General features: G+C 49.6%; 18 protein-coding genes. 12 read left to right on the top strand and 6 right to left on the bottom strand.

The window, feature by feature from the left end; genetic code table 11:
- Positions 1 to 128: 128 nt before the first annotated feature.
- From QZZ54_RS11565 to QZZ54_RS11545, 5 genes are read right to left on the bottom strand one after another with little or no spacing between them, the layout of a single operon-like run.
- Complete coding sequence (locus QZZ54_RS11565) at positions 129 to 344, bottom strand: formate dehydrogenase subunit delta (protein WP_290702843.1); 216 nt, start codon at positions 342 to 344, stop codon at positions 129 to 131.
- 2 nt (positions 345 to 346) lie between these two features.
- Positions 347 to 1,237, bottom strand: coding sequence for a formate dehydrogenase accessory sulfurtransferase FdhD (fdhD, locus tag QZZ54_RS11560; protein ID WP_290702842.1), 891 nt, complete (start codon positions 1,235 to 1,237; stop codon positions 347 to 349).
- A gap of 1 nt (position 1,238) precedes the next feature.
- On the bottom strand, positions 1,239 to 4,124 hold the full coding sequence (gene fdhF / locus QZZ54_RS11555) for a formate dehydrogenase subunit alpha (RefSeq protein ID WP_290702841.1): 2,886 nt from the start codon (positions 4,122 to 4,124) through the stop codon (positions 1,239 to 1,241).
- Positions 4,121 to 5,737, bottom strand: a complete 1,617-nt coding sequence (locus tag QZZ54_RS11550; RefSeq protein WP_290702840.1) for a formate dehydrogenase beta subunit — start codon at positions 5,735 to 5,737, stop codon at positions 4,121 to 4,123. Before QZZ54_RS11550 ends, fdhF begins: the two co-directional genes overlap by 4 nt.
- Positions 5,737 to 6,228, bottom strand: a complete 492-nt coding sequence (locus QZZ54_RS11545) for a formate dehydrogenase subunit gamma (protein WP_290702839.1) — start codon at positions 6,226 to 6,228, stop codon at positions 5,737 to 5,739. The genes QZZ54_RS11550 and QZZ54_RS11545 overlap by 1 nt, the downstream gene beginning before the upstream one ends.
- Before the next feature lie 147 nt (positions 6,229 to 6,375).
- Between QZZ54_RS11545 and QZZ54_RS11540 the strand changes: the two genes are divergently transcribed.
- The 6 genes from QZZ54_RS11540 (at position 6,376) to QZZ54_RS11515 (ending at position 12,492) form a co-directional block, all read left to right on the top strand.
- Entirely contained in the window at positions 6,376 to 7,449 is a 1,074-nt protein-coding gene (locus QZZ54_RS11540; RefSeq protein ID WP_290702838.1) for a substrate-binding domain-containing protein, read from the top strand.
- A gap of 120 nt (positions 7,450 to 7,569) precedes the next feature.
- Positions 7,570 to 8,463, top strand: a complete 894-nt coding sequence (locus QZZ54_RS11535) for a LysR substrate-binding domain-containing protein (RefSeq protein WP_290702837.1) — start codon at positions 7,570 to 7,572, stop codon at positions 8,461 to 8,463.
- Positions 8,464 to 8,929: 466 nt separating this feature from the next.
- Positions 8,930 to 9,946 carry a TRAP transporter substrate-binding protein gene (locus QZZ54_RS11530; RefSeq protein ID WP_290702836.1) on the top strand — a complete coding sequence of 339 codons (1,017 nt, stop codon included), beginning with the start codon at positions 8,930 to 8,932 and terminating at the stop codon, positions 9,944 to 9,946.
- 152 nt (positions 9,947 to 10,098) lie between these two features.
- On the top strand, positions 10,099 to 10,638 hold the full coding sequence (locus QZZ54_RS11525; RefSeq protein WP_290702835.1) for a TRAP transporter small permease: 540 nt from the start codon (positions 10,099 to 10,101) through the stop codon (positions 10,636 to 10,638).
- Between the two features lie 39 nt (positions 10,639 to 10,677).
- Positions 10,678 to 11,982 carry a TRAP transporter large permease subunit gene (locus QZZ54_RS11520; protein ID WP_290702834.1) on the top strand — a complete coding sequence of 435 codons (1,305 nt, stop codon included), beginning with the start codon at positions 10,678 to 10,680 and terminating at the stop codon, positions 11,980 to 11,982.
- A 12-nt stretch (positions 11,983 to 11,994) separates the two neighbouring features.
- Positions 11,995 to 12,492: a universal stress protein gene (locus tag QZZ54_RS11515; RefSeq protein WP_290702833.1), complete on the top strand. Its 498-nt coding sequence runs from the start codon at positions 11,995 to 11,997 to the stop codon at positions 12,490 to 12,492.
- An 84-nt stretch (positions 12,493 to 12,576) separates the two neighbouring features.
- Here the strand turns inward: QZZ54_RS11515 and gloA are convergent, their stop codons facing one another.
- A complete protein-coding gene (gene gloA, locus QZZ54_RS11510) occupies positions 12,577 to 12,987 on the bottom strand; it encodes a lactoylglutathione lyase (RefSeq protein WP_290702832.1) in 411 nt (136 codons plus the stop codon).
- A 343-nt stretch (positions 12,988 to 13,330) separates the two neighbouring features.
- On the opposite strand from gloA, the gene QZZ54_RS11505 reads away from it, so the two are divergent.
- The 6 genes from QZZ54_RS11505 to QZZ54_RS11480 all read left to right on the top strand — a co-directional run bounded on the left by QZZ54_RS11505 (position 13,331) and on the right by QZZ54_RS11480 (position 19,876).
- The gene (locus QZZ54_RS11505; protein WP_290702831.1) at positions 13,331 to 14,539 is read left to right on the top strand and encodes an aromatic ring-hydroxylating dioxygenase subunit alpha; all 1,209 of its coding nucleotides are present in this window, start codon (positions 13,331 to 13,333) and stop codon (positions 14,537 to 14,539) included.
- 137 nt (positions 14,540 to 14,676) lie between these two features.
- Positions 14,677 to 15,666 carry a PDR/VanB family oxidoreductase gene (locus tag QZZ54_RS11500; RefSeq protein WP_290702830.1) on the top strand — a complete coding sequence of 330 codons (990 nt, stop codon included), beginning with the start codon at positions 14,677 to 14,679 and terminating at the stop codon, positions 15,664 to 15,666.
- A gap of 78 nt (positions 15,667 to 15,744) precedes the next feature.
- A complete protein-coding gene (locus QZZ54_RS11495) occupies positions 15,745 to 16,614 on the top strand; it encodes an NAD(P)-dependent oxidoreductase (RefSeq protein ID WP_290702829.1) in 870 nt (289 codons plus the stop codon).
- Positions 16,615 to 16,668: 54 nt separating this feature from the next.
- Entirely contained in the window at positions 16,669 to 17,280 is a 612-nt protein-coding gene (locus QZZ54_RS11490) for an NAD-dependent dehydratase (protein WP_290702828.1), read from the top strand.
- A gap of 113 nt (positions 17,281 to 17,393) precedes the next feature.
- Complete coding sequence (locus QZZ54_RS11485; RefSeq protein WP_290702827.1) at positions 17,394 to 18,578, top strand: DUF1116 domain-containing protein; 1,185 nt, start codon at positions 17,394 to 17,396, stop codon at positions 18,576 to 18,578.
- Positions 18,575 to 19,876, top strand: a complete 1,302-nt coding sequence (locus QZZ54_RS11480) for an amidase (RefSeq protein WP_290702826.1) — start codon at positions 18,575 to 18,577, stop codon at positions 19,874 to 19,876. Before QZZ54_RS11485 ends, QZZ54_RS11480 begins: the two co-directional genes overlap by 4 nt.
- The last annotated feature ends 6 nt before the right edge of the window (positions 19,877 to 19,882 follow it).

The raw sequence follows: 19,882 nt of genomic DNA, 5'->3' as shown, positions 1-19,882 counted from the left end.
AGGGCCCTGCTCCTACATTTACGAGTAAACACTGATAGATTGGCATTAAAAAAGGAGCCATCAGGCTCCTTATTATTTGTTGAGTTACGAGCAAGGTGCGAAGCGCCGTTCGAACAACGAGCTACGGCTTAAAGCGAAGCGACTGCCTTCTTAGCAATCGGTAACAATTCACTCCCATCGCTTTCCAGATACTCCTTAATCTGAGCTTTCATAGAGCGCGCCCAAAACTTTGTCAGGTGATTTGCAACCATCTCCGCTTCTGCGGTTTCGTCGCCGATGTGGGTGTTGTTCGCGGCGATCTGGTTGGCCATTTTAATCAGGCTGGTGAGTTGATGATTTCCCATGCTTATATTTCCTTTGAATCGCCTGAAGTTTTAATTGAATCGGCCTTTGTAGACCGGTTGTAGATGACGTGTCTGCCGGGGCGAGCGAAGCCTATCAGGTTTAATCCCGCCTGCTTTGCCAGATCCAGTGCCAGCCCTGTAGGGGCTGAAACTGCGACCAGTGTGCTGATGCCGCAGCTAGATGCCTTGTGAATCATCTCGTAACTGGCGCGACTGGATATCAGGGCGAAGCCCTCACTCAGGTTGATGTTTTCATGCTGTAGCGCGCCCAGTAACTTATCTAATGCGTTATGGCGGCCAACATCTTCTCTTAACAGTTGAATATTACCTTCACTGTCGCACCAGGCAGCGCCGTGACAGGCTCCAGTAATATTCTGTAGGGGTTGCTTGCCGGTTAGCTGGCCGACCGCATTTTCAACCGCTGCCGGTGTTGCCAGGGGCAGGGCGGGTACCGGTTTAACCGGGCGGATCGCCTGTTGCAGAGATTCAGCACCGCAGAGCCCACAGCCGGTTCTGCCGGTGAGATTACGGCGACGCTTTTTAAGCTGCATGGATCGCTGGGTAGTGATCGACATCTGAATCTCGATGCCCGATACCAGATTTTCCGGATCAGCCATCATCAGATCGATGGCGTAGATCTCTTCTGGCTTTCTGATGATCCCTTCGCTCAGGCTAAAGCCCATTGCGAACTCTTCCAAGTCGCAGGGGCTGGCCATCATGACTACGTGGGAGATACCGTTGTAAATCATCGCCACCGGAATCTCTTCGGCGATACTGTCTAATGCATCCAGCGACTGACCCTTTTGCCAGCGGGTAACGGCGGACTGCTTATAACAGCTTTCCTCAGTTACGCTGATGTCAGACTCTTTCTCTGTAGGTTTCTTGAGTGCCATCTTACTTTCCCGCAACCACTGGCTCGTTGGTTTGTGCTTTTTGTAGATAGCCTAGTTGCTTTTGGTTAAATTCGCGATAGCGTTGCTGCCAGTCGGATGGCTCTGTCACTTTCACTGCCTGTACTGCGGTGACTTTATATTCAGGACAGTTAGTCGCCCAGTCAGAGTTATCGGTGGTAACAACATTGGCTCCGCTGTCGGGGTGATGGAAGGTGGTGTAGACCACGCCTGGTTGCATCCGGTCAGAGATTTTAGCGCGCATCACGGTTTCACCGGCACGGCTGGCTATTCCGACGTGATCGCCATCGTTAATACCGCGATCTTCCGCATCCTGTGGATGCAGTTCCAACACATCTTCATCATGCCACATCTGGTTGTCGGTACGGCGTGTTTGTGCGCCCACATTGTATTGCGACAGAATACGACCCGTAGTCAGCAACAGTGGATACTTGCGGCTCGACCGCTCTTCGGTGGCCACGTACTCAGTGATAGCGAAGTGGCCTTTGCCGATCGGGAAGCTTTCTTCGTGCATGGTTGGAGTACCATCCGGTGCTTCGTCATTACAGGGCCATTGAATGCTGCCTAGTTCTTCTAACCGTTCGTAGCTGACGTTTGTAAAGGTGGGTGTCAGTAGAGCGATCTCATCCATAATTTCGGATGGATGGTTGTAGCTCATCTCGTAGCCCAGCGCATTGGAGAGGGCTTGAGTTACTTCCCAGTCCTGCAAACCTGCCAGTGGCGGCATGACTTTACGCACCCGGTTGATACGTCGTTCTGCGTTAGTGAAGGTGCCGTCTTTTTCCAGGAATGAGGAACCCGGCAGGAACACATGGGCAAATTTCGCGGTTTCGTTGAGGAATATATCCTGTACGACCAGACACTCTAAGGAGCGCAATGCGGCCTGCACATGGTTGGTGTTCGGATCTGACTGGGCGATATCTTCGCCCTGGCAGTACATCCCTTTATAGGTGCCATCCAGTGCGGCATCAAACATATTCGGAATCCGCAGGCCCGGTTCATTATCAATGGTAACGCCCCAAACGGCTTCGAACTTAGCACGAAGAGCATCATCGGAAACGTGCTGGTAACCCGGCAATTCGTGGGGGAAGGAACCCATATCGCAGGAACCCTGAACGTTGTTCTGACCCCGCAGTGGGTTAACACCCACACCCTCACGGCCTATGTTACCGGTGGCCAGTGCCAGGTTGGCGATACCCATCACCATACTAGAACCCTGACTGTGTTCAGTTACCCCCAGTCCGTAGTAAATAGCTGCGTTTTTAGCGGTCGCATAGATACGTGCGGCACCGCGTAGTTCGGCCGCAGGAATACCGGTCACAGACTCGGTGTTTTCCGGCGAGTGGCGTTCTTCGCTGATAAAGTTGCGCCACGCAGTAAAGGCTTCCGTTTCGCAACGTTCAGCGATAAAGGCTTTATCTTCCAGCCCTTCGTCCATAATGACGTGTGCCATTGCATTGATAAAGGCGACGTTACTGCCGGGGCGCAGGGTCAGGTGGTGCTGAGTCTCTACATGGGGGCTTTTCACCAGATCGATCCGGCGTGGGTCGGCCACAATTAGTTTGGCGCCTTGGCGCAGACGTTTTTTCAGCAACGAACCAAATACCGGGTGAGCGTCGGTGGGGTTAGCACCGATCACCATGACCGCATCGGCGAACATGACTGAGTCAAAAGTCTGGGTGCCGGCGGACTCGCCCAGCGTGGTTTTCAGGCCATAACCGGTAGGAGAGTGACAGACTCGGGCACAGGTATCGGTGTTGTTATTGCCGAAAGCTGCACGGATAAGCTTCTGTACCAGATAGGTCTCTTCATTGGTGCAACGAGAAGAGGTAATCCCGCCAATACTTTCACGCCCGTACTGCTTCTGAATGCCACGTAGCTTGGTGGCCGCAAAACTCAGGGCTTCCTCCCAGCTAACTTCCTGCCAGGGCTGGTCGATGGAATCACGCACCATTGGCTTGGTAATACGGTCTTCATGGGTGGCGTAACCAAAGGCGAAACGGCCTTTCACACAGGAGTGGCCATGGTTTGCCTGGCCGCCTTTATAGGGCACCATGCGGATAACTTCAGCGCCTTTCATTTCGGCTTTAAACTGACAGCCAACGCCACAGTATGCACAGGTAGTAACCACGCTGTGTTCCGGCTGACCGGCATCAATGACGGTCTTTTCCATCAAGGTTGAAGTCGGGCAGGCCTGGACACAGGCGCCACAGGAGACACACTCGGAATCAAGGAAATCCTGGTTTTGTCCCGGTGACACTTTGGAATCGAATCCGCGACCATCAATGGTCAGCGCGAAAGTTCCCTGAACCTCACTACAGGCCCGGACACAGCGTGAGCAAACGATACATTTACTCGGATCAAAACTGAAATAGGGGTTGGAGTGGTCTTTCTCAGCATCTAGATGATTCTCGCCTGAGAAACCGTAACGCACGTCCCGAAGACCGACTTCACCGGCAACATCCTGCAATTCGCAGTTACCATTAGCAGGACAGGTGAGACAGTCCAGCGGGTGGTCAGAGATGTACAGCTCCATAATATTACGGCGCAGCTTACCCAGACGAGGGTTCTGAGTGGTGACTTTCATACCTGCATCAACAGGCGTGGTGCAGGAGGCTGGCGTGCCGCGACGGCCTTCAATCTCGACCGCACAGATACGGCAAGAACCAAACGCTTCCAGGTTATCAGAGGCGCAGAGTTTTGGGATGTTAATATCCGCAATTGCTGCTGCACGCATTACCGAGGTGCCCTCTGGAACGGTGATGGATACACCATCAACCTCCAGTGTAACCAGGTTTTCTGAAACACTGGCTGGGGTGCCGTAATCTTTGTCGTAATCGACGTTCTTGGGATCAAAGATCTGAATCATGACCGGGCACTCCCTTTAGCTGCTTGCTTTGGTTGATTAAAGTCTTCCGGGAAGTACTTAACGGCACTCTGAACGGGGAAGGGGGTCATTCCGCCCATGGCGCAGAGAGAACCATCGATCATGGTCTCACACAGATCGTCAAGCAGTTCCATATTGGCGGCTCGATTCTCGTCGTTACGTATTCGGTCGATTACTTCTACGCCGCGGGTTGAACCTATGCGACAAGGGGTACATTTACCGCAGGATTCAGCGACACAGAACTCCATGGAGAAACGTGCTTGCTCAGACATATCCACACTGTTATCGAATACCACGATACCTCCGTGGCCCAGACCAGCACCGATTGCCTGGAAAGATTCGTACTCCATCGGCGTGTCCCACTGGCTTTCCGGCAGGTAAGCACAGAGAGGTCCACCCACCTGTACCGCGCGCATGGGTTGTCCACTAAAGGTGCCGCCTCCGTACTCTTCTAACAGTTCACGCAGGGTGACACCAAAAGCCAGTTCGATCAGGCCGCCACGTTTAATATTGCCTGCCAGTTGGAAAGGCAAAGTACCCAGAGAGCGTCCCATGCCGTAATTGGCATAGGCCTGACCACCTTGGGATAGAATGTAAGGGATAGCCGCCAGAGAGAGCACGTTATTCACAATGGTCGGTTGACCGAACAGGCCCACTAGCGCAGGCAGTGGTGGTTTTGACCGCACCATGCCACGCTTACCTTCCAGGCTTTCCAATAGAGAGGTCTCTTCGCCGCAGATGTAGGCCTTTGCGCCCAGGCGAACTTCGAGATGAAAGGTCTTGCCGCTATTCAGCAGGTTATCGCCTAGAAAGCCGGCGGCTTCTGCTTTAGCAATCGCTTCGTTGAGAATCTGATGGGCAACGGGATACTCTGAACGTAGATAGATATAACCCTGATCGGCACCGACGGCGAGACCGGCGATGGTCATACCCTCGATCAGCATATAGGGGTCGGCTTCCATCACCATCCGGTCAGCAAAGGTTCCGGAATCGCCTTCGTCGGCGTTACAGACGATATATTTCTGATCCTGCTTGCCGTCACGCGCTTCAGCTGACTTTGCATCCAGTACGGTTTGCCATTTGATTCCAGTAGGGAAGGCTGCGCCGCCACGACCACGCAGACCGGAGGTTTTCACCTCATCAACAATGCTTTGGCCATCCATCTGTAGCGCTTTTTTCAGGCCATTGAAGCCATCCAGTTGCTGATAAGCTTCCAGCGATACCGGGTCAGTGATACCCGCACGGGCAAATGTCAGACGTTGTTGCTTCTTAAGGTAGGGGATCTCTTCGGTGAGTCCCTGACACAATGGGTGGGTTGTCTCGCCGCTGAGGAATGCCTGATCAAACAGGCTATCAATATCTCTGCTTTCTACCGGACCGTAAGCGATACGTCCGGAAGTTGTTTCAACTTCCACAAGGGGTTCCAGCCAGAACAGGCCCCGGGAACCGTTGCGGATAATCTCAACGCTTTCGCCTCGATTGGCGGCCTCTGCAGCGATCTCTGTTGCCAGACGATCAGCACCCATCGCCAGCGCGGTAGTATCCCGGGGGATATAAATTGTTGTCACTGAACTCTTAGTCATTGAGCTGGTCATCAGAGAACCTCCAGTGTTTGTGAACGTAGCTCATCAATCAGCTGGTCGAATTTCTCCGGGGTCACCCGGCCGACGATCTCATCATCGATTCTGATTGAAGGTGAACAGGCGCAGTTCCCTAAGCAGTAAACTTCTTCGAGTGTGACGTTTTTGTCACCGGTAGTGCCGTGATAGTCCACACCCAGTGTCGCTTTCGCGTGAGCTTCCAGTTGGCGCGCGCCCATTGCCTGGCAAGCTTCTGCACGACAGACCTCAACGGTATGTTTACCTGGCGCGGTGGTGCGAAACTGGTGATAGAAGCTGATAACGCCGTGTATGTCGGCGCGGGATTGATTCAGGGATTCTGCGATCACAGGTACAACGTCCGGGGGAATGTAGCCCAGGCGGTTCTGTATTTCATGAAGGATCGGCAGCAAAGCACCCGGTTTATGTTTGAGGCCGGCGATGACTTCGGTCACTACCGGCAACAGCTGTTCATTAACTGCGGTCATTTTATTATTCTCTTTCACATATGAACTCAAGTTCATAGGTTGCTTTGTTAGTGTCTGAAAAGGTGTGTATGTTCTTATCTAAGTGCTTTATCTATAGCTTTAAAGTAGCATTAGTTGATGTTTTACTAAATATGAAATCTTGTGCATATGAAACGAATTCAAGTTGTACCCAGCTGGTCGTTCCGGGACTCTGGCGGTAACCAGTTGAATCCTCAGTTATTTTCGCTATTAGCTGCGATACATGAGACAGGCAAGCTCACGGCGGCAACTGCACAAATCGGCATATCCTACCGTCATGGTTGGAATCTTCTGAACACCTGGGCGGCTTTTTTTGGTCTGCCGCTGGTGGATATGCAAAAGGGCAAAGGGGCAACGCTGTCCGGGCTTGGGGAAAAACTACTCTGGGCGGAACAGCGGGTGCTGGCACGCCTCGAACCTCAGTTAGACAGTCTGGCTTCAGAGCTTAATTTGGAGATTCACCGCGCTCTGGAAGGGGTGAGTCCGCTACTGCGTCTGCATGCCAGTTACGGTTACGCGGTTGCGTTGCTACCAGGATTTTCTGACGATATTCAACTGGACCTACAGTACAAAAGTGCCGAAGACGCATTGGCCTCGCTGAGTCGGGGTGTCTGTGATGTCGCCGGTTTCCATGTGCCGGTTAATGGCCGGGAAGGGGGGATGAGTGATGCGCTCTATGAAACCTACAGTCGTCATTTGAAACCCAGGGTGCATAAGATCATTAAGTTTATTACCCGCCAGCAGGGGCTGATGGTTAAACCTGGCAATCCTAAACAGATAACCGGGCTTAAAGATCTGTTAGGTAAAGATGTAAAGTTCATCAACCGACAGAAGGACTCAGGCACCCGTGCCCTGCTGGATGAACTGCTACGCCAGCAAGGGATTAACAGTAAAAAGATCAGTGGCTTTGCCGATGAAGAGTTCACCCACTCAGCCGTGGCTGCCTTTGTTGGCGCCGGTATGGCGGATGTAGGTATGGGCGTCGAAGCAGCTGCCCGTCAGTTTGGTCTTGATTTTATACCGTTATCTTCTGAGTATTACCTGTTGGTGTGCCATAACAAAACCCTGAAGCAGGAAGCGATGGTGCGGTTGCTGGAAAGTATTCGTGGGGAGGCGTTTCAGCAGGCGGTACAGCAATTACCGGGGTACTCGCCGGATCACTGTGGTGACGTTGTTTCGGTGGATCAGGTCTTTAGTCGTTAAGACCCAATGTAACTTTTCGTTTACGAACAATAGTTTTTATATTTAATAACTTAGTGATGTGATTAACTGATATCACTGCTTTAATTTATTTGATACTGAAGCCAAAACGAGATCTGAACCATGCTTCACCTACCTTTGTTGAATGCGTTAAAAACGTTTGTAGTCGCAGGGCATTACCTTAACTTTACTAAAGCCTCCGAGGATCTGCTGGTTTCTCCTTCGGCGGTGAGTCATCAGATTCGGGTGCTGGAAGATTATCTTGGTTTTAAGCTGTTTATTCGCCAAAACCGTACATTGACTCTTACTATCGATGGTGCGCATCTGCATGCCGCGTTGGAAGGGCCTTTTGATCAGATCGCCAGGGCGCTTCAAGACACCCTGCATAACCGGGGGCGGGAGTCGCTCAATATCGCCTTACGGCCTTTTCTGTCGAGTGCCTGGCTGGCCCCGCGATTGAATAATTTCTGGGGGCTTAACCCAAAAATTGAGATCGACCTGACTCATACCATTAAAGTACCGGACTTCATGACGGATAATGTCGATCTGGGTATTGTCTGGGGCAAAGGGGACTGGCCGGATATGGAGGCCAAGTTTTTACTGCCGGGGGATCTGACGCCTATCTGCAGCGCCAGTCTTATAGAACAACAGGGGCGGCCCAAAACGCCTGCTGATCTCTGTGATTATACCTTGATTCATGATGAGGATCGTTCCGCCTGGGATGCCTGGCTGGAGAAGTCCGGTGCGGGTAATGTTAGTTGTAAGGCCAATCTGATTATCGACGATACGAATGTCCGGGTGCAATCCATCATCAATGGTCAGGGGATCATGTTAGGTTGTCCAACCTTGCTTAAGCGGGATCTGGAAGAAGGCCGATTGGTGCAGTTGTTTGATATCTGTCTGGATACCTACTCCTATTACCTGGTGTACCCTAAAAAAATGCAGTTGACCCGTAATATGGAAACCTTTGTTAACTGGATTTTGCAGCAAACCGATGACAAGTCTTTCTCACAGTAGGGTCAATTTTATTCATTGAAGTCACAAATTAGCGGTTGTTTTAGCCTGTTTTAACGCCGCTATGTCTCCCTTTTTACTCCTCTCATAAGTGCTGGTGTGTCCGTTTTTATAATGAAAACAACGTCTTGATATATATCAAGGGAGCTCTCAACGTTTTTTTATTTATGGCTATGAGTTTATTTTACTTGGTATGAATCCAGCTCACAGTTCCTTGAGTACCCCTTCATGGTCAGGCGAAAAAATTGTGACATTATTGATCTGGATCTAAGGAATCGGCTGAAAAGGTCAGATCACTTCAACTTTACAGATGAAGAAAATAACTACCTCGCCGGTATCTGGAAGTTCTTTGTTGAAGAAGAGTTTTGTGGATTAGTCTAAAGCAGTTCTACTGCTGATCCTCAAATGCCCTGTCAATAATAATAATATTTGAGCTGCTGTAAGTGGTTCGACAATTTGGGATACGACAATGATTAAAAAAATAACTACTACATTGGGTCTGTCTGCAGTTTTATCGGTTGCCTTGGCATTGCCAGCCAGCGCTGGAACAGTGATCTGGGATATGCCTAACGAATATCCTTCAACTTCAGTGCAGGGTGAGGGTGACAAATACTTTGGTGTTCAGCTGAAGAAGACATCTAAGGGTGAAATTGAAATTGCGCATCACTTTGGTGGTGCTCTGGGTCTGAAATCTAAAGACCAGCTGGATGCGGTAGGCGACGGCGCTGTTGTGTTGGCGAATACCTTTATTCCGCCACTAGGGGGTGTTGATCCAATCTTCCTACTGTCTTCTTTGCCTTTCCTGAGCTCGAATACTGAGGAAGCTAAAACATTGTACGATGTGGCTAAACCTGAGTATCAGCGTGTACTGGCTAAGTATAATCAGAAATTGTTGTACGCATCTCCATGGCCTTCAAGTGGTTTGTGGGGTAAGGAAGCACTGACTAATAACGAAGCGGTCAATAACCTGAAAATGCGCACCTATGACGCTAACGGTACTAAGGTGTTTCGTAATGCTGGTTCTTCACCGATTCAGCTGAGCTGGGCGGATATCGTACCGCAGCTGAGTACTGGCGGTATCGATGGTGTACTGACTTCAATCGAAGCCGGTCTGAGCGGTAGTTTTAATGACTATGTATCGCATTTCACTGCGCTTAACTACGACAGCACTATTAACCTGATAACTATGAACCTGGATACTTGGAATGGCCTTTCTCCTGAGTTGCAGCAAGCAGTGACTGCCGCGGCGACTGAGACCGAAGCACATGTCTGGAATAACACCAGCAACGTGGTTCAGGAAGCTTATGCCGCTGGCCGTGAAAAGGGTCTGACTATTGTTGAAGATGTGCCTACTAACTTCCGTTCAGAGCTGCAGTCTGCGGCTCAGCCTGTGATTCAGGAATGGGTGAAGAAGATGGGTCCTAAAGGTGAAGAATTACTGTCTCAGTATCGTGCTGCGGTAGCCAAGAAGGTTGCTTCTAACTAAGTCTGTTTGTCTGTTTCACTACGCAGGCCGGGAATCGCCCGGTCTGCTTTTTTAATCTGAACTGTTCTGTGCTTGCCGATGTGGTACGGGCTTATTGTGCCTGGTCATCCGCTTCGGTCATAACAATAACAAACGTTAAGACGGGTGTGGCTATGAGAACCGATTCAAATGTTTTGCAGTTGTTAGCTGCGCTGTTTATCCGCTTCGCTTCATTTTTAGCTAAAGCTGGGGCAGTGCTGGCGGTAATGCTGATGGCCGGTATGACTCTGCACGTAATTTTAGAGATATCGTTGCGGGCTTTTTTCAGTACTTCAACTTTTGTTCTGGATGAATTTGTTGGCTACGGTGTTGCGGCAATGACCTTTATGGCGTTGGGCTATACCTTTGAAACCAATACTCTAATCCGAGTGAATATTCTGCTGACCCGGGTTCGCAGTAGGCTTGGTCGTCAAATTATCGAGATCCTTTGTGTGAGTGCCGCTCTGGTACTGACTTCGTATATCGCCCTGTATTTTTGGAAGAGTGTTGTCCGAAATATTGAGCGGGGTTCAACCAGCGAGACTATCGCTGCGGTACCTCTGTGGATTCCAGAAGCCTTTGTTTTACTGGGGCTGGCGATCTTTATTATTCAGATGCTCGCCTACGTTGTGCGGGTTGTTTCAGGCCAGCGACTGCTCAGTGAGCAAGACTGACCTACTGTCGCAACTATAACAATTATAAGAGAGTCTGCTATGGACGTTTTAATGACAATGGGCATCATGCTTGCCCTTATCATACTGTTTCTTGGTGTTGGGGTTTGGGTGTTTGTTGGCCTGTTTTTGGTCGCAATAACAAGTTTGACCCTGATCGCTGATTTTCCACTTGATCGGGTGGGTTATATTGCCCGGTCTGTCATCTGGCGCAGTTCCAGTGCCTGGGAGTTGTCCGCCATTCCCCTCTTTATCTGGATGGGAGAAATTATCTTCCGTACTGATATTTCTGACCGGTTGTTCCGTGGCCTTTCACCGTTTGTGCAGTGGATGCCGGGTCGGTTACTACATACTAATGTGTTGGGTTGTACCCTATTTGCCGCGGTGAGTGGTTCTACTTCTGCGACGACAGCTACGGTGGGTAAAATCACGACAACAGCACTTGCTGAGCGTGGTTATGACAATTCACTGGCGGTAGGTTCGCTGGCGGGTGCCGGTAGTTTAGGACTGCTGATTCCACCGTCAATAGTGATGATTATCTACGGTGTGTTGGCCGAAGTTTCGATAGCGAAGCTTTTTGCAGCAGGTATTATGCCGGGTCTGCTAGTCGCTTTTTTGTATTCCTCTTACATTATCGTTCGTTGCACGATTAACCCTGAGTTAGCGCCCCGTTCGGAAGAAAAGCTGACGCTGAGACGGCTGCTGAGTGGTCTAAAAGATCTGATACCGATAATTACCCTTATTTTTCTGGTACTGGGTGGTATTTATAGCGGTATCGCAACGCCATCGGAAGCCGCAGCGGTCGGTGTGGCAGCAACCTTTGTGCTGGTTATCTGTATGGGTAGCTTCTCCTGGGACATCGTTATTGAAGCGGCAATGGGGGCGGTAAAAACCTCCTGCATGGTGTGTTCAATTCTGATCTCAGCCGCGTTTTTGTCGACGGCTATCGGCTATCTGCATATTCCAGTTGAGCTGGTGAAAATGATAGAGAGCCTGGCCTTGTCCCCTTATGCGTTACTAGGGATTCTGGCTCTGTTTTACATTTTGTTGGGTTTCTTCCTCGATGGTATTTCTATCATTGTAATGAGCCTGCCAATTACACTGCCGCTGATTTTACAGGCCGGATTTGATCCGATCTGGTATGGGGTATTTCTGGTACTGATGGTTGAGTTGGCACAGATGACTCCACCGGTTGGTTTTAACTTGTTTATTTTGCAGGGTCTGACCGGTCAGTCGATTGGTAAAGTAGTAAAGGCGGCATTCCCGTTTTTCTTACTGATGTGTTTGGCAGTAGTGATTGTCAGCTTTTTCCCGCAGGTCGTATTGTTCCTGCCGAATATGATGTAAGGAATGAAAACAATGAGCTTGCCGCAAATTAATAAAATTTTGTATACGACTTCGTTGGGGCCTTATACCCGTTCTGTTTATCGTCATGCCATTCAATTGGCGCAGCAAAACCAGGCTGAATTGGTAATGTTGCACGTGATCAACCCGGTGGGCGAGCTGGGTGAAGCGCTGATTCGTCAGTATCTGCCTCAAGATCTGGTGAAAAAGGTGCATGATGAAGGGATCTCAAAGGTGATGGGGCAGATGGAAGAACGGGTTCAAAAGTTCTTTGATGAAGAGCTAGAGAATCTGGATATAACGATCAAAATGAAAGTCACGCCGAAAGTGGTTGAAGGCAATCATGATGAAGCTATTCTGGCTACGGCGAAACAGGAGCAGGTTGATCTGATTGTTATGGGTACTGAAAATAAACTGGGCTTACATAGTCAGAGCCATACCACTCAGCAAGTGATTAAGAGAGCAAAAGTGCCAGTCTTGGTCGTTCCAACAGGCAAAGATTACAACCGTTAATTCAGGTTGTTCAACATCAACTGAGTATTAAAAAAGCCGGCTTTTGCCGGCTTTTTTTGTATCTGTCTTGTCGTTTTGGCTAGGCTAGCTGTTCAATGGTTCGTTCAGCTCAATAATGTAACCGTCTGGATCGAATACAAAACCTAGCATCCGGGTGCCGTGATTCATCGATTTAGCTGGGCTTTTTATAATTACGCCTTCAGCTTCCAGATATTTCATCGCTGCTAATACATCTTCAACATTGAATGCAATATGGCCATAAGCTTCACCTTTATCGTAAGGTGTTTTTATATCCCAGTTATTTGTTATCTCGATTGTTGTGGTTTTATTTTCAGGGCCGTATCCAATAAAAACATTAGTAAACCTTCCATCAGGGTATTCGTTTTTTCTTAATATTTTCATGCCCATTATGCGAATGTAAAAATCTAAAGATTTTTCAAGGTCAGCAACTCTTATCATCGTGTGGTCAAGATTAAATTTAATTTTTTCAGACATTATTGTGCTCGTTTAAATCGATTGTTAATGATGAGAATTTTACAAGATAAATGCATGATTTTACCCTTAGCTGTGCTCAACTATCATTGAATTATACTTGCTTTAAGGCCCCGTAATAGCAGTGTATCTTTGGTGGTGTGAGTGAAATTCAAAGATCCAATTAAGATAGGCTCTTCTTTGAGCTTGGCTCATAGATCTTTGAAATATACTTTGTTCTTAAAGTGCTGTTTTTTTGAGACTATTAAGTTTCTGGATTTAAAGTTTTACTGAGTTAGTTTTTAGCTGATAAGTAATATTTTTAATCAATTAATATATTAATAATCGCGACGGGAGTCTTGCTGAGATGACTAAAAAAATAATAAAAAGCCCAATCTCTATTTCGGAATTTGATGCTAGTTATAGTGACGGTGGTCCAGTTTATTCATTACCACCAGAATGTTTTACGGGTGAAGATTTTTATAAGTTCGAACTGAATGCTGTATGGGGTCATGAGTGGTTTTGTGTTGGCCGTGCGAATGATATTCCTAAAGCGGGTGATTACTACACTATTGATGTCGGTGAAGACCCTTTGATCGTTATCCGTGATCGTAGTGGCTCAGTTAATGTCGTTTCGAATGTATGTCAGCACCGCGGCATGTTGATTGTTGAAGGTCAGGGTAATACCCGTCGGCTGCGCTGTCCTTTGCATGCCTGGGTTTACAGCACTAGCGGTGAACTGGTCACGGCACCGGGCCTGACCGATAAGGATGAAGAAGATTTTAATATTAAAGATGTCTGTCTGCCGAAGATTCGTACCGAGATCTGGGAAGGCTTTATCTTTATTACTTACGATGAAAGCCTGCCTCCACTGAGCGATCGTTTGGCTAACTTAGGCGAGCAGCTGGGCAATTATAAGTTGTCTGAGTTGCGCTCATTTGAGCCGTTGAAAATGGAAGCGTTCGACTGGAACTGGAAGATTTTCAATGACGAATGTTACCACTGTTCAGTTCTGCATGGTGGTTCATGGGGTGAGATGTATCCGCTGCCACCAGGTAGTGTCGATGAGAAGGCTAAGTACAATGATGTCGACAAAGGTTTGGTGGCATACAACCTGATCAGCCCGCACAAAGACGCTGCGCCAACGCATACCGGTTCTATCCTACAGCCACCGATGACCGGCCTGACCGATCAGGAACGTGAGCAACTGTCTTATATAACAGTGTCCCCGAATATGTTTCTGGTGGCGATGCCAGACAAGGTGAAGTTTTTCATCTGGTTGCCTAAAGGTGCGACCGAATCCTGGTATGGAGTGTCCTGGATGTATCCAGAATCGACCCTTGCACGTGATGATTTCCAGAAAAACTTTCAGCAGGAACATGACGATCTGTGGCAGGTAATGGAAGAGGATCTGTTTGCCTGGAAGGCGATGCAGAAAGGTATGCACTCTAAACATGCCCCCCGTGGTCGTCTGACCTCTGAAGAGCAGGTTATCCAGCGTCTGCAGAACTGGTTAGTTGATATGTACCGGGCCGAAGATAAACGTGCGGATGCTCAGCTGGCTGAGGCCGAATAAACGGGTCGTTGATTCGATTCCAGTAATAAGAAAGATGGGCGGTCTGGTTGTTCTATGCCAGTCAGGCCGACCCAGCTTTGAGACGGATTCCTGTCTTCGGCGTTGTCTGAAGATGGGGGCTTTTAAAGGGTGATCTCATGGCAACGACTAATCAAATATTGGTAAAAGTGACTGCAAAGCAGCCACTGACTGAAGATGTGGTAGGACTGACACTGGCCGCTGTGAACGGTGAACCATTACCGCAATGGCAACCCGGTGCACATATTGAACTGGCGCTTGAAACCTGTACTGATGCCGCAGGCAATGTTGATGTGGATAATGTCATATTGCGGCAGTACTCGTTGTGCAGCGATCGTAACGATACTAGTCAGTGGCAGGTGGCGGTTTTGCGCGAAGAAGGTGGCCGGGGTGGCTCGCTGTTTATCCATAACCAGATTCAGCAGGGCGATACGCTGAAAGTATCTGAACCGCGTAATCATTTTCCTTTTAAACCCCGCAAAAAATGTCTATTCATCGCTGGTGGTATTGGTATCACACCTATGTTGCCGATGATTCAAGAAGCTGAAACCAACGGGTTAGATTGGCGTCTTGTGTATCTGTCTCGCGAACGTAGTCGCATGTCCTGTCTGGAAAAACTGGCGCATTATGATCAGTCCCGCATCACCCTCAACGGTGATAAAGAGGATGGTTACATTGATCTGCCAGGGCTATTAGCCACCTGCGATGCTGATACATCGGTCTACTCCTGTGGTCCTCAACGACTTCTGGATACGCTAGAGCAGCAATATGCAGAGCAGTCCAGTGACAGCTGGAGTCTGGATATTGAACGCTTTGCGGCGGGGCCGGTGGACAGCTCCGGAGCTGCGTTTGATGTGGTGATTAACAGTACCGGACAGCGTATCCGTATACCTGAAGGTGCATCGGCACTGACGGTATTGCGTGAAGCGGGTATTAAAATCCCCACTTCCTGTGGTGATGGTATCTGTGGTTCCTGTGAAACCGGTGTGCTATCTGGCGTGCCTGATCATCGTGATTCTATCCTTTCGGAAGATGAAAGGGCTGATAACGACTTCATGATGCTGTGTGTTTCGCGGGCGATCTCTCCTGAACTGATTCTGGATCTTTAAGCTGAGCTGTTTGATCGAAAGAGCTGGCGGGAAAATATTGTCCGCCCTGCAGTGCTGAGCAAAAAATTAGGTAACTTTATGTCTATTAAGCGTGTTGTTGTGACCGGTGGTGCTGGTCGTGTGGGGGGCTATGTTGTCCGCCAGTTATTGAAAAGTTATGAGGTTGTCATCGCCGATCTGGTTGCGGGAGATAGCGGTGTTGAATATATAGAAGCTAATGTGATGGATCTACCGCAGTTACGTAAAGCGTTTGAGGGTGCTGATGCGGTAGTACACCTGGCGGCACTGGACTATGACTGGAACTGTGCACCCGAAGAATATATCGACGTCAATGTGCGCGGTACCTGGCATGTTCTGCAAGCGGCGTCAGAGATGAAGGTACAGAAAGTAGTGCTCTGTTCCAGTGTCTCGGCCTGCGGTCTGAGCGAGATGCGTTCGGATTGGCAGCCAGTGTCTCTGCCGATAGATGAAAACCATGAGAATAAACCGGTTCAGGCTTACAGCGTTTCCAAGATCGTTATGGAGCAGATGGCAAAGAGTTTTGTTGATGGCACCGATATGGATGTGATCTGTCTGCGCCCACTGGCGGTCGTGTTGGATGAAAGTCTTGAACAATATATCGAGTTTGTTGATGCACCTGATCGTCACTGGTTGTTCTACTACGTAACCGCTGAAGATGTAGCAACAGCATTTGATTGTGCTCTGAAAGCAGACGGTTTGCGCTTCGGGACGTTCTTCCTCAGCGCGGATGATACTTCGCACCCTAAACCAACGCTGGAGTGGTATGCGGATGTGATAGGTGATCTGCCAGAGGTAACAATTCCAAGGCGTTTTCAAGAAAACCCGCGCGCCTCTGTGTTTTCTAGTTCAGCGGCCAAAGAACTGCTTGGCTGGCAGCCAACTTCTAATTTTGAACAAATGCGGGCTAAAGCTAAAGCGCGTGCCTGATAGCCGCATCATCAACCTGCAAATAACAAGAAATATGACTAAAGGATCTATGCTATGAATTCTATCCGTACAGGTAAGGTCGACTGGACCGGTGATAACCCATTTATCTATCTGAAAACTGATTCTGAAGGCGACTGGTCTTCTTTGTCGCTGTACTTCCGAATAGCCGCGTCTGATTACGGTCGTGGTGAAGCGATTCTGGTGCTGGAAAATCCATACCAGAAAGAGGATGGCAGCGCCGTGCGTAAGTGCCTGACCGATAATCTTGAGCTGGCTCAGTACCTGGTGGAAAACTTTGTCCGTCGCTTCGGTTTGTTCCGTCCTGCAGTGGCGTTGGATAACCTGGAATATATCGCCGATGCCAGTTTCAAGACCGAAGCTGATTATCCGAAGCAGCAAGCCTGCATCGCCCATTCTGAGAGTACGGGTACAACGCTGAGCATGATCTGGAAAGATCTGGCTGAGCCTTTTGCGGTGGCTTTACCGCCTGAAGAAACTCAGACCGGTGAACATGAGATGTTTGCTATTTTTCAGCCAGCAGGTGGTGCTGTTGTTGAAGTCAATGGTACTCCACTACCGGGTACGACAGTCGAGCGTGACTTCCTCAACCGGGTGGCTCAATCAGCAGCGTTGGCGAATAGTGAAAGCTGGGTTCGTGCTGAATAAGGCTCCGGCCATATCGGCATCTGCCGAGTAATCGTTAAGTAAGTCCTGCCTCGTATCATAATAAAAAGGGGTGCCATCCGTGGGATGGCATAACCCGTCAGGAGAGTATTTCTATGTTGTTATCTGCTGCTGATCAGACCGCGTTTGATCGGGTCTCTGAATGCCATCCTCAATGGACCGGAATGTGTCGGGTAAGCGATGTTATCGCTGATGAAGCTAAATTGTTGCTGCATGCGGGGCCTCCTTTTAGCGCTGTGGATACGATTCCAGCACCGGTGATGAATTCGCTTTGTGTAGGCGCGGTGTGGGAAGGGTGGGCTGATAGCTATGATCAGGCCAGACAGATGATTAATCAGGGATTGATCCGGGTCGAAGCAGCGCAGGATCACAACATAGTGGTACCGTTGGCGGGCGCGGTTTCACCGTCGATGCAGCTAATGGTCATCTGCGATAAGAATAAGCCTGCCGCCAGAAAATATTCAGTCCTAAATGAAGGAATGGTGCACTGTACCCGTTTAGGCAAGTTAGATCCTGAACTGCAAACGCACTTAAGCTGGCTGAATGGCGAACTGAGTGACTGGATAGTTAACCGTTTAGAGCAACCTATTGATCTGTTACCCGTGATAGCGGCTGCGTTGGGTGATGGTGATGACTGCCATGGACGCACAATAGCCGGCTCTGCGTTGATCGCAGATCAGCTATTTAAGGCCACTAGTGACGATATTCCTGAAGATATTGAAGTCTTTTTGAATGGGGCGATGGCGTTCGCACTGAATATCTGGATGGCTTCCAGTAGCCTGATGATGTCGGCGGCAGAAGGTATCGAAGGTGCGTCTTTGATTACCAAGGCAGCAGGTAATGGTTATGAGTTTGGTGTTCAGGTTGCTGCTAAGCCGGGGCTTTGGATTACGATGGCCGCGCCAGAAGTTAAAGGGGCTATTGATGCAGCCCATACCGGTCGACGTGCTGTTGGCGCGATAGGTGATAGTGCGGTGGTGGATTTCATTGGCCTGGGTGGTCAGGTTTTGAATACGGCGACTGCATCCTATGAAGGCCTTAAAGCGTATCTGCCTGAGGATGCACTGAGTCGTCCAGAAAAAGCATTGTCAGGGACTCTGATAGGTTTTGGTTCTCGTCCGGCGATGACGTCTGCCCGTCAGGTGGTAGAAAACCAAGGCGGCCCTATGGTGTTGCTGGGAATGATTGAAGATAGAGGCGAGTCCGGTCGTATCGGAGGGGGTGTGGTGGATGTTCCTGTGAGCTTCTTCCGTAATGTATTGGATGAGGCCGGGCTATGAGTAGCCCGACGCTGAACACCGACCTGAAGACGTTAAGTTTACGCCGTGCTCTCGATATGATCGCCGAGGGAGAAGTTTCCCCTGTTGATCTGATCAATGCCTATTATGACCGGATCGATGCCCGGGAGGCTGAGGTTGGGGCCTGGCATTATCTGCTACCCCGGGAACAGTATCTGCAACAGTATTTTGATCGGCAAGATTTCTATACCGCTAGCCTGTTGCAGGGTTTACCTGTAGGCATCAAAGATATTATCGATACGGCGGGCATGGCTACCGAGATGGGGTCGACTATCCATCGGGGCCGTCAGCCGGTAGATAATGCCAGCTGCGTTAATTTGTTAACCAAGGCCGGGGCGATGGTGCCGGGTAAAACGGTCACTACTGAGTTTGCTTATTTCAAACCGGGTAAAACCTGTAACCCTAGAGATCTGGGGCGAACACCCGGTGGATCATCCAGTGGTTCTGCCGCGGCGGTTGCAGATTTTATGGTACCGGCTGCTGTAGGTTCACAAACGGCGGCATCGGTTATTCGTCCGGCCGCTTATTGTGGCGTGGTTGGCTATGTCGGCAGCCGTGGCGAATATTCCCTGCGGGGTGTACAGCCGCTGGCCCAGTCACTGGATTCCTTAGGGCTCTTTGCCCGCCAGGTGGAAGACATCGAGTTGTTGCGTAGTGTTTTATTGCAGCAACCGCTTGTCTCATCAACGGTACCCGATCGCCCCTATCGGATTCTGGTGTGTAAGGGTAGTTCGGTAGGAGATAGTGACCCGGCGATGGATCAGGCACTAGAACAATTCAGTAGTCGTCTGCAGCAACAGGGTGCTGAGATCATCGAAATGCATAGCTGCGACCTTATTCGCCGCTTAGTCGAGCATCATCATAAAATCATGGCCTGGGAAGCGACCCGTAACCTGACGTACGAAGCGGGCCATCCCGAACAGCTATCTGAAGCCTTACAACAGCTGTTTGAGTTAGGCCGGGGCATGGCGCGCGAGACCTATCTGGATTCCTTACAGACAGTATCTAAGATCGGTAACTGGCTCTGGTCCAACCCTGATCATCTGGATGTTGATGCCATCTTGGCACCGGCTGCACCGGGTGTTGCACCTTGCGGTCAAACTGCGACGGGACAGCCGCATATGAGTCGGCCCTGGCAGGTGCTAGGTTTGCCCGTAGTGACATTGCCGGGGATGACCGATGAGCAAGGTTTACCACTGGGACTACAGTTTATTGGCCGCCCCCGTGAAGACGACCAGTTACTAACGTTGGCCCGTTGGGCTGAGACAACAATGAGTTAAGGAGTA

Origin of the sequence: Amphritea sp., assembly GCF_016744155.1 — a bacterium.
GTDB lineage: Bacteria > Pseudomonadota > Gammaproteobacteria > Pseudomonadales > Balneatricaceae > Amphritea.
Note: the sequence above shows the minus strand (reverse complement) of the source record. Positions and strands in the feature narration are given on the sequence as shown.

What these genes read in the sequence shown, in the direction of transcription:
- QZZ54_RS11565 (WP_290702843.1), bottom strand. Translation starts at nt 344, where the DNA reads ATGGGAAATCATCAACTCACCAGCCTGATTAAAATGGCCAACCAGATC.
- fdhD (WP_290702842.1), bottom strand. Translation starts at nt 1,237, where the DNA reads ATGGCACTCAAGAAACCTACAGAGAAAGAGTCTGACATCAGCGTAACT.
- fdhF (WP_290702841.1), bottom strand. Translation starts at nt 4,124, where the DNA reads ATGATTCAGATCTTTGATCCCAAGAACGTCGATTACGACAAAGATTAC.
- QZZ54_RS11550 (WP_290702840.1), bottom strand. Translation starts at nt 5,737, where the DNA reads ATGACCAGCTCAATGACTAAGAGTTCAGTGACAACAATTTATATCCCC.
- QZZ54_RS11545 (WP_290702839.1), bottom strand. Translation starts at nt 6,228, where the DNA reads ATGACCGCAGTTAATGAACAGCTGTTGCCGGTAGTGACCGAAGTCATC.
- QZZ54_RS11540 (WP_290702838.1), top strand. Translation starts at nt 6,376, where the DNA reads ATGAAACGAATTCAAGTTGTACCCAGCTGGTCGTTCCGGGACTCTGGC.
- QZZ54_RS11535 (WP_290702837.1), top strand. Translation starts at nt 7,570, where the DNA reads ATGCTTCACCTACCTTTGTTGAATGCGTTAAAAACGTTTGTAGTCGCA.
- QZZ54_RS11530 (WP_290702836.1), top strand. Translation starts at nt 8,930, where the DNA reads ATGATTAAAAAAATAACTACTACATTGGGTCTGTCTGCAGTTTTATCG.
- QZZ54_RS11525 (WP_290702835.1), top strand. Translation starts at nt 10,099, where the DNA reads ATGAGAACCGATTCAAATGTTTTGCAGTTGTTAGCTGCGCTGTTTATC.
- QZZ54_RS11520 (WP_290702834.1), top strand. Translation starts at nt 10,678, where the DNA reads ATGGACGTTTTAATGACAATGGGCATCATGCTTGCCCTTATCATACTG.
- QZZ54_RS11515 (WP_290702833.1), top strand. Translation starts at nt 11,995, where the DNA reads ATGAGCTTGCCGCAAATTAATAAAATTTTGTATACGACTTCGTTGGGG.
- gloA (WP_290702832.1), bottom strand. Translation starts at nt 12,987, where the DNA reads ATGTCTGAAAAAATTAAATTTAATCTTGACCACACGATGATAAGAGTT.
- QZZ54_RS11505 (WP_290702831.1), top strand. Translation starts at nt 13,331, where the DNA reads ATGACTAAAAAAATAATAAAAAGCCCAATCTCTATTTCGGAATTTGAT.
- QZZ54_RS11500 (WP_290702830.1), top strand. Translation starts at nt 14,677, where the DNA reads ATGGCAACGACTAATCAAATATTGGTAAAAGTGACTGCAAAGCAGCCA.
- QZZ54_RS11495 (WP_290702829.1), top strand. Translation starts at nt 15,745, where the DNA reads ATGTCTATTAAGCGTGTTGTTGTGACCGGTGGTGCTGGTCGTGTGGGG.
- QZZ54_RS11490 (WP_290702828.1), top strand. Translation starts at nt 16,669, where the DNA reads ATGAATTCTATCCGTACAGGTAAGGTCGACTGGACCGGTGATAACCCA.
- QZZ54_RS11485 (WP_290702827.1), top strand. Translation starts at nt 17,394, where the DNA reads ATGTTGTTATCTGCTGCTGATCAGACCGCGTTTGATCGGGTCTCTGAA.
- QZZ54_RS11480 (WP_290702826.1), top strand. Translation starts at nt 18,575, where the DNA reads ATGAGTAGCCCGACGCTGAACACCGACCTGAAGACGTTAAGTTTACGC.